Genomic DNA, 14,641 nt, shown 5'->3' with positions numbered 1-14,641 from the left:
CCTGATGAAGTTCGGTTCGGCGGTCGCGGCAGCGGCCCTCTTGGCGGTCGTCACGGCGTGTGGCTCCGGCACGACCACAGCAGCGGGAGAAGGCGGCGGGAAGGTCGGCATCGACCACCCGCGGGCCGACTCCGACTTCTGGAACTCGTACATCAAGTACGTCCCGCAGATGGCCAGTGAGCTCAAGGTGGACCTCATGCCACCCACGAACTCGCAGAACGACGTGGCGAAACTCGTCAACAACGTGCAGGCGCTGGTCGGCAAGGGCGCCAAGGTGATCGTCATGGCCCCGCAGGACACCGGTGCCATCGCCAACACCCTCCAGCAACTGGAGAACAAGAAGATCCCCGTCGTGACCGTCGACACCCGGCCGGACAAGGGCAAGGTCTACATGGTCGTACGCGCCGACAACCGCGCGTACGGGACCAAGGCCTGCGAGTTCCTCGGCGAGAAGCTGGGGGGCAAGGGCAAGGTCGTGCAGCTGCAGGGCTCGCTCGGCTCGATCAACGGCCGCGACAGGTCCGAGGCGTTCCTGGAGTGCATGAAGAGCAAGTACCCCGGCATCACGGTGTTCAGCGAGCCGACCGAGTGGGAGGGCAGCAAGGCCGCGTCCATGCTGCAGACCCGCCTGGAGCAGAACCCCGACATCAAGGGCATCTACATGCACGCCGGTGGCGTCCACCTGGCCCCGACGCTGCAGGTGCTCAAGCAGAAGGGGCTGCTCGTCCCGCCGAGCGATCCCAAGCACATCTTCGTGGTCTCGAACGACGGCATCCCGCAGGAGTTCGAGGCGATCCGCAAGGGCGACATCGACGCCACGGTGTCGCAGCCGGCCGACCTCTACGCGAAGTACGCGCTCTTCTACGCCAAGGCCGCGATGGAGGGCAAGACGTTCAAGCCCGGCCCGACCGACCACGACAGCACGATCATCCAGCTCCCGAACGGCCTGGAGGACCAGCTGCCCGCGCCGCTGGTCACCAAGGACAACGTGGATGACAAGAGCCTCTGGGGTAATCAGGTCAAGTGATGAAAAATCACGTTGAAGCCCGCAATGTCGTTAAGCGCTTCGGCCCGACCGTCGCGCTCAACGGCGCGGGGATCGCGATCGCCGAGGGCGAGACCCACGCGCTCGTCGGCAGGAACGGCGCGGGCAAGTCCACCCTGGTGTCGATCCTCACCGGGCTCCAGCCGGCCGACGAGGGCGAGGTGCTGTTCTCGGGAGAGCCGGCGCCCGTCCTCGCCGACCGTGACGCCTGGCGGCAGCGCGTGGCCTGCGTCTACCAGAAGTCCACGATCATCCCGGCGCTCACGGTCGCGGAGAACCTCTTCCTCAACCGCCAGGCGACCAAGGGCCTCAAGATCAACTGGCGGGGGCTCCGGGCCGAGGCGCGCGAGCTGCTGGACACGTACGAGGTGGACGTCGACGTGCGGGCGCTGGCCGGCGACCTGACCGTCGAGCAGCGCCAGCTCGTGGAGATCGCCCGCGCGCTGTCGTTCGGCGCCCGGTTCATCATCCTCGACGAGCCGACCGCGCGGCTCGACGGCGCGGCCATCGAGCGGCTGTTCGGCCGCATGCGCTCGCTGCGCGAGCAGGGCGTCACGATGATGTACATCTCCCACCACCTCGACGAGGTCTACGAGATCTGCCAGAGCGTGACGGTCTTCCGCGACGCGCGGCACATCGTGACCAGGTCCGTCGCCGACCTCCCGCACGACGAGCTGGTCGCCGCGATGACGGGGGAGGCCACGGTCGCCTACGAGGCCCGCCCGCACACTCCCGCCGAGACGGTGGTGCTGTCAGGCCAGGGCCTCACGCTCGGCGGCCGCTACCAAGATATCGATATATCGGTCAAATCCGGCGAAGTGGTCGGTCTGGCCGGATCCGCGAGCAGCGGCAAGGTCGGCCTGGCCGAGACGCTGGTCGGGCTGCGCAGGGCCGACTCCGGCACGGTCATGGTCAAGGGCGCCCCGGTCAAGCCGGGCGACGTGCCCGCCGCCCTGCGGGCCGGTCTCGGGTTCGTCCCGGAGGACCGCCACCACGAGGGGTTCGTCCCGCTGCTCTCGGTGGGCGAGAACGCCACGTTCCCGATCGCCCGCAAGCTCGGGCGCTACGGCATCGTGTCCCCGGCCCGCCGCCGGGCCAAGGCCGACGAGCTGATCAAGAACCTCGACATCAAGACCGAAGGGCCTGACCAGCCGGTCGGAGACCTGTCCGGGGGCAACGCGCAGAAGGTCGTCTTCGCGCGGGCACTCGTGGACGACCCGGCGGCGCTGGTCGTGATCAACCCGACCGCCGGCGTCGACGTCAAGGCCAAGCAGGCCCTGCTCGGCGCCGTCGAGGACGCGGTCGAGCGGGGCGCGGGGGCCGTGGTGGTCTCCGACGAGCTCGACGACCTGCGCATCTGCGACCGGGTGTTGGTGATGTTCCACGGCAGGATCGTCAAGGACGTGCCACGTGGCTGGACGGACCACGAGCTCGTGGCCGTGATGGAAGGCATAGAAGAGTGACCACTTTGACAGCGCCGGTTCCGCGGGTGCGGCTGGCCAGGTTCCGTGACCTGACGCTGGTGCCGGTGATCGTGATCCTGCTCGTCGTGGGCGCGTTCCTGGATCCGACGTTCATGACGGCCGGCAACCTCACGAACGTGCTCCAGCAGCAGGCGGCGATCTCGCTCCTCGTGCTGGCGGAGGCGATGATCCTCATCGCCGGCAAGTTCGACCTGTCGCTGGAGTCGACGGTCGGCACCGCCCCGGCCATCGCGGTGATGCTGGTGATCCCGGTGACGGCCGGCGGCTTCGGCCTCGGGCTGCCGGGGGCGCTGGTGATCCCGCTCGCGCTGCTGGTCGGCGCGGCCATCGGCGCGTTCAACGGCTTCCTGATCGTCAGGTTCAAGCTGTCGGCGTTCATCGTCACGCTGGCCATGCTGATCATCGTGCACGGCTTCCTGCAGGGGCCGACCGAGGGCAAGACGCTCTTCCAGCTCCCCGACTCGATCCTCTACCTGGGCAGCGCCACGTGGCTCGGCCTGCCGGCCGCCATCTGGATCGCCGGCGCGCTGTTCGCGGCCGGCATCTTCGGCCTCGGCTACCTGCGGCTCGGCCGCGCCCTCTACGCGATCGGCGGCAACGCCGACGCCGCCCGCGCCGCCGGCATCCGGGTGGACCGGGTGCTGTACGGGGTGTTCATCCTGGGCGGGACGCTGGCGGCGCTGGCCGGGATCCTGGAGACCGGCCGCCTCGGGGCGATCGGCAACAACCAGGGCGTCGGGTGGATCTTCATGGTGTTCGCGGCGGCGGTCATCGGCGGCGTGAGCATGGACGGCGGCAAGGGCACGATCCTGGGCGCGCTCACCGGCGTGCTGGTGATCGGTCTCGTGCAGAACATCCTGACGCTCATCGGCGTCTCGGGCTTCTGGCAGCCGGTGATCTACGGCGGGATCATCCTCATCGCACTGATGATCAGCCGGATCGCCGGCGGAAAGGCACAGGATTGAGCGGGATCGACGAACCCGTGACGACGGCGGTCGGAGGGACCGGGCTGGAGGTGTCGCGCTACGGCTTCGGCGGGGCGCCCATCGGCAACCTGTTCGAGGAGGTCACCGAGGAGCAGGCGCGCGCCGCCGTCGACGCCGCCTGGGACAGCGGGGTGCGCCTGTTCGACACCGCGCCCCACTACGGGCTCGGCCTCTCCGAGCGCCGCCTCGGGGCCGCGCTCAAGGGCCGCTCCGGCTACGTCCTGTCCACGAAGGTCGGACGCCTGCTGGTGCCGCGGCCGCGGACCGGACGCGACGACGAGGGCTTCGACGTCTCCGCGGAGCTCACGCGCGAGTGGGACTTCTCCGGCGACGGGGTGCGCAGGTCACTGGAGGAGTCCCTGGCCCGCCTCGGGATCCCGTCCGTCGACATCGCGCTCATCCACGATCCCGACGACCACCTGGAGCAGGCGCTGGCCGAGGCGTACCCGGCGCTGGCCGAGCTGCGGGAGCAGGGCGTGGTCAGGGCGATCGGCGTCGGGATGAACCAGTGGCAGGCGCCGCTGCGCTTCGTCCAGGAGACCGCCGTCGACGTCGTCATGCTCGCCGGCCGCTACACCCTGCTCGACCAGTCGGGCCTGCCGCTCCTGGAGGAGTGCGTGCGGCGCGGGGTCCGCGTGCTGGCCGCCGGCGTCTTCAACAGCGGCATCCTGGCCACGCCCACGCCGGGCAGCACGTACGACTACCTGCCCGCGCCGGCGCCGCTGCTGGAGAAGGCGGCGAGGATCGCGGAGGTCTGCGAACGGCACGGCGTCACGCTGCCGCAGGCGGCCATGGCGTTCCCGCTGCGCCACCCGGCCGTCGCCTCGGTCGTCCTGGGCGCCCGCTCGGCCGAGGAGGTCGCCACGAACGCCGCCCTGCTGTCGCGGCCGGTCCCGGACGCGGTGTGGGCGGACCTGGCCTCGGAGGGCCTGCTGGCGGAAGGCTCCGAAGAGCCCGCCGTTCGGGCGGAGTGAGCGGCGGCCCGGCGGGTCAGGACGGGACGAACAGCCAGGACGTGGAGGGTCCCGGCTCGTACGCCGAGTCCAGGCGCTTGGCCACGATCCCGGGCAGCCCCTGCTCGCGGGCGGCCCGGCGGACCGGCTCGGCCTCGCCGGGCCACGAAGGGGCGGTCTGCCAGTGGCCGCCCCCCAGCTCCAGTGCCTCCAGCGCCGCCCGCCGCACCGTGTACGGCCGGTCGACCAGCGAGTGGCCGTCGTCGTACAGCAGGTCGTAGAAGACGAGGAGCTCCGCGCCCTTGAGCGTGGCGAGCTCCCCGTCCAGCATCGCCGTGCGGCTGCCGAACGACTCGGCCAGCCCCCGCAGCCAGGGGTGCTCGCGCGCAGCCGTGGTGCGCCCGCCCTCGATCGGGACGAGCAGCCGCCGCCCGCCCCACGCGAACTCGAAGGCGTAGGCCGAGGTGTCCTTGGGCGGCCTGGCACGCTCGGCGGGCAGCATGGGCTCGGCCTGCGGAAACGGGTCGCGGGCGGCGGCGTCCATGCGGTGGATCATCCAGTTCTTGCCGCGGGTCCTGAACAGCACGAACCGGCCGGAGGCCCGCTCGCCGTGCAGGACGAACTTGACCTCGCGGTCGGACCACTTCTCCGTCTCGTACGTGCCGGTGTCCCAGACGGTCATCGTGCCGCCGCCGTACTCGCCCTTGGGGATCTCGCCGTGGAACGTGAGGTACTCCATCGGGTGGTCCTCCGTGTGCACGGCCAGGTGGTTCGTGCCGGGGTCGCCGGGCAGGCCCTTGGGGACGGCCCAGGACACGAGCACGCCGTCACGTTCCAGGCGCAGGTCCCAGTGGAGGGAGCGGGCGTGGTGCTCCTGGATGACGAAGGCGTGCTCATGTCCTGGGCCGTTCCCGGTGGCGGGCGGCGACGGGGGGACGGGTTCGGGGGTGCGGCTGGCGTCGCGTTTACTCCGGTATCGCTCCAGTTTGTCGGCCACGACAGGGGTACTACCCGCCGCTGCTCTCCCGGATCATCAGCTGGTACGGCACCCGGAACTCGCGTGCCTGCCCGGACGTCCCCGCCATGCGCCCGGCCAGCAGGCCGACGGCCTGGCGGGCGATCGCGCGCTTGTCGGGGGAGATCGTGGTCAGGGTGGGCGTGCCGTACCGGCCGTCCTCGATGTCGTCGAAGCCGGCCAGCGCCACGTCGCCCGGCACGGCGAGGCCCCGCTCCAGCAGCGTCCGGAGGGCGCCAAGGGCGAGCAGGTCGTTGAAGCAGAAGACCGCGTCGGGCGCGGCGCCGGAGTCGAGCAGCTCGGCCATGGCCCGCGCCCCGTCGGCCCGGTGGTACTCCTCCGCCGGCACCACCAGCCGGTCGTCCAGCGGCAGCCCGGCCTCCTTCAGCGCCCGGCGGTAGCCCTCAAGGCGCAGCCGGGAGCTCTCGGCCGCCACGGTGTCTTGAGACCCGATGGCCGCGATGCGGGTGCGCCCGAGCGAGGCCAGGTGCAGGGTCGCCTCCTTGGCCGCCGCCACGTTGTCCACCACGATGTGATCGGCGGGACCCTCGTAGACGCGCTCGCCCAGCAGCACCATGGGCGTGTCGTCCATGCGGGCCGAGAGGTCCTCGGGCGTCAGCGCCAGCGGGCTGAGGATCAGGCCGTCGATCAGCCGGGCGCGGAAGCCCTCGGCGACGAGCTGCTCGCGCTCCCGCGAGGCGCCTGTGTGGTCGATCAGCACCGTCAGCCCCCGCTCCTCCGCCGCCGCCACCACGAACTTGGCCAGCTCCGCGAAGTAGGGGGTGTCCAGCTCGGGCACCGCGAGCGCGATGATCCCGGTGCGGCCCTGCCGCAGGTTCCTGGCCGACAGGTTGGGCCGGTAGTTGAGCTCCTTGATGGCCGCCTCGACCCGGGTCCTGGTGGCCGGGGTGACGTGTATGTAGCCGTTGACCACGTTGGAGACGGTCTTCACCGAGACCCCGGCCAGGCGGGCCACATCCTTGAGGCCGACGCGAGCTCTGTCCATGGACGAAAGTGTACGCACTTCTTTACAACGTTGAATACAACGATGTATAGATGGGGCGGAGCCTACGAAGGAGGAGCAGCCCATGGACCCCGCCAAGCTCACGCTGGACCCGGCTTTCGAGGTCGGTCCGGTTGAACGGCGGCTGTTCGGATCGTTCGTCGAGCACATGGGACGCTGCGTGTACACGGGCGTGTTCGAGCCCGGGCACGAGAGTGCCGACGACGACGGCCTGCGGCGTGACGTGATCGAGCTGGCGCGGGAGATGGGCGTGACGGCCGTCCGCTATCCGGGTGGCAACTTCGTGTCCAACTACGAATGGGAGGACGGCGTCGGGCCGGCGTCGGAGCGGCCTACAAGGCTCGACCTGGCGTGGCGGCAGATCGAGACGAACGCCTTCGGGCTGGGCGAGTTCATGAGCTGGGCGGGGGAGGTGGGCGTCGAGCCGGTGATGGCCGTCAACCTGGGCACCAGAGGGGTGCGCGAGGCCCGGGACCTGCTCGAATACGCCAACTACCCGGGTGGCACCCGCTGGTCCGACCTGCGGGTCAAGCACGGCGTGCGCGAGCCGTACGGGATCAGGGTGTGGTGCCTGGGCAACGAGATGGACGGCCCCTGGCAGATCGGCGGGAAGACCGCCGAGGAGTACGGCCGGCTCGCGCTCGAGACCGCCAAGGCGATGCGCCGGGTCGATCCGGACATCGAGCTGGTCGCCTGCGGCAGCTCCAACCCCCGGATGCCCACGTTCGGCTCGTGGGAGGCCACGGTGCTGGAGCACTGCTACCACGAGGTCGACTACATCTCCACGCACGCCTACTACGACGCGGTGGCCGGCGACCGGGCGAGCTACCTGGCCTCGGCGGTGGAGATGGAGCGGCAGATCGAGGACGTGATCGCCACGGCCGACCACGTGGCCGCCAAGCTCGGCAGCCGCAAGCGGCTCAAGGTCTCCTTCGACGAGTGGAACGTGTGGTCGCAGAGCCTGTTCGGCGGCGAGAGCGGCCTCGACTGGGCGCACGCGCCGCGCATCATCGAGGAGGAGTACGACGTGGCCGCCGCCGCCGTGGTCGGCAGCCTGCTCATCACCCTGCTCAACCACGCCGACCGGGTCGGCCTCGCCTGCCAGGCCCAGCTCGCCAACGTGATCGCCCCCATCCGCACCGAGCCGGGCGGCCCCGCGTGGCGGCAGACGATCTTCCACCCGTTCGCGCTGACCGCCGCCAACGCCCGGGGGCGGGTGCTGCGCGCGCAGGTCACGGCGCCCTCCATGCCGACCGAGAAGTACGGCGAGGTGCCCGTGCTGGCCGCCGCCGCCACCCTGGACGAGGGCGAGCTGTCGGTCTTCGCGGTGAACCGGGGCGAGACCTCGCTGCCGCTGGCCGTCGACCTGCGCGGCCTCCCCAGGGCCGGGACGATCTCGCACGTCACGGTCGCCGACGCCGACCCGGCCGCGCGCAACACCGAGCGCGAGCCGCGCCGCGTCGAGCCCCGCGCGGTCCAGGGGGCGACCATCGACGGCGACCGGCTGAACGCGGTGCTCCCGCCGCTCTCCTTCAACGTGGTCAAGGCCTCATGAGGCGCGGCACGCGCCCGTGACGGTCTCTCAGTCGAGGTCGAGCGCCTTGCGCAGCCACGACTCCACGCCCGCCACGTGCACGGTCGCCCAGGAGCGGGCCACGTCGGCCTGGCGCGCGGCGATGGCGTCGTAGATCGCGGTGTGCTGCTCGCGGGTCTTGTCCATCGCGCCCGACTGGGTGAGGCCGCGCCAGATCCTGGCCCGAGTGGTCGGACCTGACAGGCTCTCGATGAACGAGGCCAGCACGCTGTTGCCCGAGCCCCGCGCGATCCGCTGGTGGAAGAGCAGGTCGTTGGCCACCAGCTCCTCGATCGTGGGCTCGTCGGGCAGGGACTCGAGGATCACCCGCAGCTCCGCGATGTCCTCCTCCGTCATCAGCTTCGTCGCCATCGCCGTCGCGGCCGGCTCCAGGATGCGCCGGACCTCGAAGAACTGCAGGACCGTGTCGTCGCGGTGCAGGTCGAGCACGAACGACATGGTGTCGAGCAGCAGGCGCGGCTCCAGGCTGGTGACGTACGTGCCGTCGCCCTGGCGCACGTCGAGCACGTTGATGAGGGACAGGGCGCGCACGGCCTCGCGCAGCGAGTTACGTGACAGGCCGAGCCGCTCGGCGAGGTCGGCCTCCTTGGGCAGCCGGTCGCCGGGAGCCAGCTCGCCTGAGACGATCATCTGCTTGATCTTGTCGATGGCCGCGTCGGTGACCGCCACGCTTTTCTCCCTAGACATCGGATGTCTAGGAGTCTAGAGCCTGGAAGCGGACCAGATCGACACCGGGGACCCGCCGAACTTCTCCCCGGGCCTCCAGCGCGCGCAGATGCGCCGCCGCCTCCCCGGCCGCCATGCCTCGCAGCATGGGGGACAGGTCCGCCCATGGCCTGTTCCACGTCATCATCGCGGCGACCTCCCAGATGGTCTGCGGGTGCGGCCGCCGGGCCAGGAGGGCGCGCAGCCGTACGAGCTTCTCCTCGTGATGGTGGCGGATCTCGGCCGCCCGCGCTGCCACATCCGGAAATATCCATTCATGGGCGGGGAGGGCGTCCAGGGACCCGAGTTCCCCGACCCGGTCCAAGGAGTCCAGGAAATCGCCCAGCGGATCGACATCATCCCGGTCATATGGATAAATCCCGATATGCGGGGTGATGTCGGGAAGGACGTGGTCGCCGGTGAACAGCCGGTCGGCGTCCTCCAGGTGCAGGCAGATGTGCCCCGGCGTGTGGCCGGGCGTGTGCACCGCCCGCAGCTTGCGCCCCGGCAGGTCCACCAGGTCGCCGTCGCGCAGCTCGCGGTCGGGCCGGGCGGGCGGCGCCGGCCGGCTCACCGCCTGCCGCACCTCACCAGGATCGGCCCCGGCCCGCCTGAGCATCTCGGCCTGGAAGCTGCGCTGGTCGTCGGCGGGATGGTCGTGCATGAGCCGGACCAGCGCCGCGTCGGCCTCGTGCATGGCGACCCAGGCGCCGGAGCGCTCCCTGACCTGCCCCGCGAGCCCGGCGTGGTCGGGATGGAAATGGGTGACGACCACCCCCTTCACCGCGCCCACGTCGAACCCGAGCGCCGCGAGGCCGCCGCTGAGCGCCTCCCAGGCGTCCGGATGGTTCCACCCGGCGTCCACCAGCACGGGACCCTGGGGCGACTCGACGGCATAGACCAGCGTGTAGCCGAGCGGGTTGCCGGGGATCGGCACCGGCACGCTCCACACCCCGCCGCCGAGGTCCTGCGGCCGCTGCTCGGAGTACGGCCTGCGCCTGCTCGCCCTGCTCAAGCGGCCCGCTCCAGGATGGTGGCCGTGGCCAGCGCGCCGCCGGCGCACATCGTGACCAGGGCGGTGGCCGAGTCGGACCGCTCCAGCTCGTGCAGGGCCGTGGTGATCAGCCGCGCGCCGGTGGCGCCGACCGGATGGCCGAGCGCGATGGCGCCGCCGTTGACGTTGACCCGGTCGAGGTCGGGCTCGTGCACGCTCGCCCATGACAGCACGATGGACGCGAACGCCTCATTGACTTCGAACCTGTCGATGTCGCCCAGCGCCATCCCGGCCGCCGCGAGCACCCTGGCCGTCGCCTGCACCGGCCCGTCCAGGTGGTAGTACGGCTCCGCCCCCACGAGCGCCTGCGCCAGGATCCGCGCCCTGGGCCGCAGCCCGTGCCGCCGGGCCGCCTCCTCGCTCATCACCAGCACGGCCGCCGCGCCGTCGGAGATCTGCGACGACGTGCCCGCGGTGTGCAGGGCTCCCTCGGCGACCGGCCTGAGCCTCGCCAGCGTCTCCTCCGTGGTCTCGCGTAACCCCTCGTCCCTGCGCACGTCGCCGACCGGCACGACCTCCCGGTCGAAGCGCCCGTCCGCCCACGCCTTGCCCGCCAGGCGCTGCGAGCGCGCTCCGTACCAGTCGAGCCGCTCCCGCGTCAGCCCGCGCCGCCGCGCGATCCGCTCGGCGGCGGTGAACTGGTCGGGCAGATCGATGCTCCAGTCGTCCGGCCTGGGCGAGGCCGGCAGCACGTTGCTGCCGAGCGGCGCCCGGCTCATCACCTCGACGCCGCACCCGATGCCCGCCTCGATCACGCCCGCGCTGACCAGCGCCGCCACGAGGTGCACCGCCTGCTGGGACGACCCGCACTGCGCGTCCACCGTCGTCACGCCGGTCTCGTGCGGCAGCCCGGCATACAGCCAGGCGTGCCGCCCGACGTGCCCGCCCTGCTCGCCCGCCTGCGTCACGCACCCGGCGAACACCTGACCGACGATCGCCGGATCGATCCCGGCACGCTGGACGAGCGCGTTCAGGGTGGTCGCCAGGACCTGCTGCGGCTTGATCCCGGACAGCCGGCCCGCCCGCTTGCCGATGGGAGTGCGTACGGCCTCGACGATCACCGGTGTGCCCACAACAGCCCTCCAGAACGATGCTCTGGCGTGACTGTAACGCGTTCTACTTTGTCGCGGAAGCCTCCAGCACCTCAGGAAGGCCGAAGACCTCGAACAGGCTCTCCTCGAAGAACGAGCCGACGTGGCTGAGCCGGTCGCCGGCGAACGTCAGCACCATGATGGAGAACCGCCGGTAGACGCCGTCCTCGCGCAGATACATGGCGAAGGCCGGCTGCCCGTTGGCGGCGGTCGGCACCAGCTTGAGATCGCCGGGACCCTGGGCGGGGCACCGCGTCCTGATGAGCTCCATGATCGCGCCGGGACCCTGGTACCAGCCGACGAAGGGCGGCATCTCCCAGACCGCGTCCTCGGTGAACAGCTTCACCACGCCGTCGATGTCGTAGTTCTCGAACGCCGCCACGTAACGGTCGAGCTGGGCCCGCTGCTCCGGCGAGAGCGGCTCGACCGGGTCGTCGAGGCTCGGGCGCACCTCGTTGAGCTGGGCGCGGGCCCGCTGGAGGATGCTGTTGACGGCGGCGGTGGAGGTTTCAAGCGCCTCGGCCACCTCCGCGGCCTTCCACCGGAGCACGTCGCGCAGGACCAGGACCGCGCGCTGCCGGGGCGGCAGGTGCTGCAGCGCGGCGATGAGCGCCAGCCTGATGCTCTCGCGCGAGGTGACGATCGCGGCCGGATCGGTGCTCTCCGCACCGGCCAGCACGTCGGGCACCGGCTCCAGCCACGGCACCTCGTTGTCCTGCACCAGGGGAGCGGACGGCTCGGTGCTGGGGGCGCCGAGACCGGTGGGGAGCGGCCGCCTGGAGCGGCTGTCGAGCGCGGTCAGGCAGGCGCTCGTGGCGATGCGGTAGAGCCAGGTGCGCAGCGAGGAACGCCCTTCGAAGCCGTCGTAGGCGCGCCACGCGCGAAGGTACGTCTCCTGGACGAGGTCCTCCGCGTCGTGCACCGAGCCCATCATCCGATAGCAGTGCGCCAGCAACTCGCGCCGCATCGGATCAGCCTGCTGGAGGAACTCCTCGTTCGTCGGCTTGTCGGTCATAAGCCTTGTATAGACGGCGCCACCGACAGACCGATGAGTTTTCATGCCCTCGCCGGTCGATTAATGCGAACCATTTACGGATCCAAAGGAATGACCATGAATTCGGAACGTTCGCGCTGGGTCGCGCTCGCCGTGTTGTGCACGGGAATGTTGATGATCGTCCTCGACGTCACCGTGGTGAACGTCGCGCTGCCCGCCATCCAGACGGATCTGGGCTTCACCCAGTCCAGCCTGGCCTGGGTGGTGAACGCGTACCTCATCGCCTTCGGCGGGCTGCTGCTCCTGGCGGGACGGCTGGGCGACCTGCTCTCGCGCCGGGGCGTCTTCCTGGCGGGGCTTACGGTGTTCGTGCTGGCCTCGGCGGCGTGCGGGCTGGCGGGCAGCCAGGAGGTGCTGATCGCGGCGCGGTTCGTGCAGGGCGTCGGCGGCGCGATGACCTCGGCCGTCATCCTGGGCGTGATCGTCACCATGTTCCCCGAGCCGCGCGAGCGCGCCAGGGCCATCGGCTTCTACAGCTTCGTCGCCTCGGCGGGCGGCTCGATCGGCCTGCTGGCGGGCGGCGTGCTCACGCAGGGCATCAACTGGCACTGGATCTTCTTCGTGAACGTCCCCATCGGGCTGGCCACCGGGGTGGCGGCCATGCGGCTGCTCCCCAGGGACCGGGGTCTGGGCCTTCGCGGGGGCGCCGACCTGCCCGGCGCCGTGCTCATCACCGCGGCCCTGATGCTCGGGGTCTACACGATCGTCCAGCCCGCCGCCGAGCTCGGCTGGGGCTCGGCGCAGACGCTGTCGCTGCTCGCCGTGTCCGCCGCCCTGCTCGCGCTGTTCGTGCTCCGCGAGGCCAGGGCCCGCCGCCCGCTCGTCCCGCTGCGCGTTTTCCGCTCCGCGAACGTCTCCGGCGCGAACGCCGTCCAGGCCCTCACCGTGGCCGGCATGTTCGGGATGTTCTTCCTCGGGGTGCTGTACCTGCAGCGGGTGCTCGGGTACGACGCCCTCGGCACGGGGCTGGCGTTCCTGCCGCAGAGCATCGTGATGGGCGCGCTGTCGCTGCGGTACTCCGAGCGGCTGGTCACCCGCTTCGGCGCCAAGTCCACCCTGCTGGGCGGCCTCGTGCTGATCGCCCTCGGGCTGGCGCTGTTCGCCCGGGTGCCCGCGGGCGGGAGCTACCTGGTGGACGTGCTGCCCGCGACGCTGCTGCTCGGGGTGGGGATCGGCGGCGGCTTCCCGGCGCTGGCCGCCCTCGCCATGTCGGGCGCCACGCGGGACGACGCCGGGCTGGCCTCCGGCCTGGTCAACACGACCGCCCAGGTGGGCGCCGCCCTGGGCCTGGCCGTCCTCGCCACGCTGTCGGCCACCCGCACCGGGCAGCTCGCCGCGGAGGGGCGGCCCGAGATGGAGGCGCTGATCGGGGGGTTCCAGCTCGCGTTCCTGGTGGGGGCCGCGCTCGTGGCGGTGTCGTTCGTCATCGCGCTGACCGTCATCAGGCCGGAACGGCGCGACGCGGCGCAGGACGAGGGCGCCCACGACATCCATGAGGCCCACGACGACCTCCCCGTCGCCGTCGGCATTTGACCGGCGTCGCCGGGGACGCCGCCCTCGACCGGGGGCGGCGTCTCTTCGTGCCTGGTGCCGTCTCGGCCCGCGGCGGCCCCGGCGTTCGATCAGTGGGGGACGGTGAGGACGATCTTGCCGGTGGTCCGGTTCGTCTCACCGAGCTCGTGGGCCTTGGCCGCCTCCGCGAGCGGCAGGGTGGCGGCGATCTCCGCCCGCAGCCGCTCCGCCTCGATCAGCGCGGCGAGCGCGCGCATCGCGGCCTGGTCAGGCTCCACCAGCATGGCCTCCGAGCGGATGCCCAGCTCGGCGGCGCGCGCGTGGAGGCCGGGATCCAGGGTGCCGAGCGCCAGCGAGACGATCGTGCCGCCCTCGCGCATGGTGCGCAGCGAGCGCGGCCCGTAGTCGCCGCCGATGGTGTCGACCACCACGTCCACGTCCCGCACCGCCTCGGCGAAGTCCTGGTTCCGGTAGTCGACCAGCTCGTCCGCGCCCAGCTCGCGCAGGAACTCGTGCTTGCTGGCACTGGCCGTGCCGATCACGTACGCGCCGCGCGCCTTGGCGATCTGGACGGCCAGGTGCCCCACCCCGCCGGCGGCGGCGTGGACGAGCACCCGGCGGCCGGACGTGAGCCCGGCGACGTCCACGAGCGCCTGCCAGGCGGTCAGCGCGGCGAGCGGGATCGCGGCCGCCTGCACGTGGTCGATGGTGGCGGGCTTGCGCACGAAGTAGCGGGACGGCGCGGTGACGTACTGGGCGAAGGAGCCGTGCCCCTGCGGGTACTTCAGCATGCCGAACACCTCGTCGCCCGGCTTGTAGAGGGCCTGCCCGACGCCGGAGCCCTCGACCACGCCGGAGACGTCCCAGCCGAGCACGAACGGCGGTCCCTCCGTCAGGAAGCCGCCGGTCGCGCGGGTCTTCCAGTCGGTCGGGTTGAGCCCGGCGGCCTCCACCCGCACCAGCACCTCGGTCGGGCCGGGCACCGGCCTGTCCACCTCGACCATCTTCAGCACGTCCGGGCCGCCCAGGGCGTCCTGGCTGATCGCTTTCATCTTCATGACCCCAGCCTGCTAGGACGGGCGCCGAGCTCGCGAGTGGCCCGCAGGTCATGATGTGTAAAGATC

The 14,641-nt window shown here is 71.4% G+C and carries 13 protein-coding genes; 6 read left to right on the top strand and 7 right to left on the bottom strand.

What is annotated here, in order from left to right:
- The first annotated feature begins 4 nt into the window (after positions 1-4).
- The 4 genes from FH608_RS21380 to FH608_RS21365 are packed head-to-tail and all read left to right on the top strand — an operon-like array spanning position 5 to position 4,489.
- Positions 5-1,027 (top strand): sugar ABC transporter substrate-binding protein, encoded by a 1,023-nt coding sequence (locus FH608_RS21380; protein WP_139632307.1) that lies wholly within the window; start codon positions 5-7, stop codon positions 1,025-1,027.
- The gene (locus tag FH608_RS21375; RefSeq protein WP_139632306.1) at positions 1,027-2,508 is read left to right on the top strand and encodes a sugar ABC transporter ATP-binding protein; all 1,482 of its coding nucleotides are present in this window, start codon (positions 1,027-1,029) and stop codon (positions 2,506-2,508) included. Before FH608_RS21380 ends, FH608_RS21375 begins: the two co-directional genes overlap by 1 nt.
- Entirely contained in the window at positions 2,505-3,494 is a 990-nt protein-coding gene (locus tag FH608_RS21370) for an ABC transporter permease (protein WP_226899742.1), read from the top strand. Before FH608_RS21375 ends, FH608_RS21370 begins: the two co-directional genes overlap by 4 nt.
- Before the next feature lie 17 nt (positions 3,495-3,511).
- Positions 3,512-4,489 (top strand): aldo/keto reductase, encoded by a 978-nt coding sequence (locus tag FH608_RS21365; protein WP_139632305.1) that lies wholly within the window; start codon positions 3,512-3,514, stop codon positions 4,487-4,489.
- 16 nt (positions 4,490-4,505) lie between these two features.
- Here FH608_RS21365 and FH608_RS21360 read toward each other — a convergent pair whose 3' ends face one another.
- Both FH608_RS21360 and FH608_RS21355 read right to left on the bottom strand, forming a co-directional pair.
- Positions 4,506-5,465, bottom strand: coding sequence for a DNA polymerase ligase N-terminal domain-containing protein (locus FH608_RS21360; protein WP_139632304.1), 960 nt, complete (start codon positions 5,463-5,465; stop codon positions 4,506-4,508).
- Between the two features lie 10 nt (positions 5,466-5,475).
- Positions 5,476-6,489 carry a LacI family DNA-binding transcriptional regulator gene (locus FH608_RS21355; RefSeq protein ID WP_139632303.1) on the bottom strand — a complete coding sequence of 338 codons (1,014 nt, stop codon included), beginning with the start codon at positions 6,487-6,489 and terminating at the stop codon, positions 5,476-5,478.
- Between the two features lie 82 nt (positions 6,490-6,571).
- Between FH608_RS21355 and arfA the strand changes: the two genes are divergently transcribed.
- On the top strand, positions 6,572-8,062 hold the full coding sequence (gene arfA, locus FH608_RS21350; RefSeq protein WP_139632302.1) for an arabinosylfuranosidase ArfA: 1,491 nt from the start codon (positions 6,572-6,574) through the stop codon (positions 8,060-8,062).
- Between the two features lie 27 nt (positions 8,063-8,089).
- Here arfA and FH608_RS21345 read toward each other — a convergent pair whose 3' ends face one another.
- The 4 genes from FH608_RS21345 to FH608_RS21330 are packed head-to-tail and all read right to left on the bottom strand — an operon-like array spanning position 8,090 to position 11,966.
- A complete protein-coding gene (locus FH608_RS21345; protein WP_139632301.1) occupies positions 8,090-8,770 on the bottom strand; it encodes a FadR/GntR family transcriptional regulator in 681 nt (226 codons plus the stop codon).
- Between the two features lie 25 nt (positions 8,771-8,795).
- Positions 8,796-9,821 carry an MBL fold metallo-hydrolase gene (locus FH608_RS21340; protein WP_139632300.1) on the bottom strand — a complete coding sequence of 342 codons (1,026 nt, stop codon included), beginning with the start codon at positions 9,819-9,821 and terminating at the stop codon, positions 8,796-8,798.
- Positions 9,818-10,933 carry a steroid 3-ketoacyl-CoA thiolase gene (locus FH608_RS21335; RefSeq protein ID WP_139632299.1) on the bottom strand — a complete coding sequence of 372 codons (1,116 nt, stop codon included), beginning with the start codon at positions 10,931-10,933 and terminating at the stop codon, positions 9,818-9,820. Before FH608_RS21335 ends, FH608_RS21340 begins: the two co-directional genes overlap by 4 nt.
- 43 nt (positions 10,934-10,976) lie before the next feature.
- The gene (locus tag FH608_RS21330) at positions 10,977-11,966 is read right to left on the bottom strand and encodes a sigma-70 family RNA polymerase sigma factor (protein ID WP_139632298.1); all 990 of its coding nucleotides are present in this window, start codon (positions 11,964-11,966) and stop codon (positions 10,977-10,979) included.
- 96 nt (positions 11,967-12,062) lie between these two features.
- On the opposite strand from FH608_RS21330, the gene FH608_RS21325 reads away from it, so the two are divergent.
- Positions 12,063-13,538 carry an MFS transporter gene (locus tag FH608_RS21325; RefSeq protein WP_226899741.1) on the top strand — a complete coding sequence of 492 codons (1,476 nt, stop codon included), beginning with the start codon at positions 12,063-12,065 and terminating at the stop codon, positions 13,536-13,538.
- Positions 13,539-13,627: 89 nt separating this feature from the next.
- Here the strand turns inward: FH608_RS21325 and FH608_RS21320 are convergent, their stop codons facing one another.
- Complete coding sequence (locus FH608_RS21320; RefSeq protein WP_139632408.1) at positions 13,628-14,569, bottom strand: NADP-dependent oxidoreductase; 942 nt, start codon at positions 14,567-14,569, stop codon at positions 13,628-13,630.
- Positions 14,570-14,641: the final 72 nt, after the last annotated feature.

Origin of the sequence: Nonomuraea phyllanthi, from assembly GCF_006334985.2 — a bacterium.
Lineage (GTDB): Bacteria > Actinomycetota > Actinomycetes > Streptosporangiales > Streptosporangiaceae > Nonomuraea > Nonomuraea phyllanthi.
The sequence above is the reverse complement of the archived record's forward strand: the minus strand, read 5'-3'. Positions and strand labels throughout refer to the sequence as shown.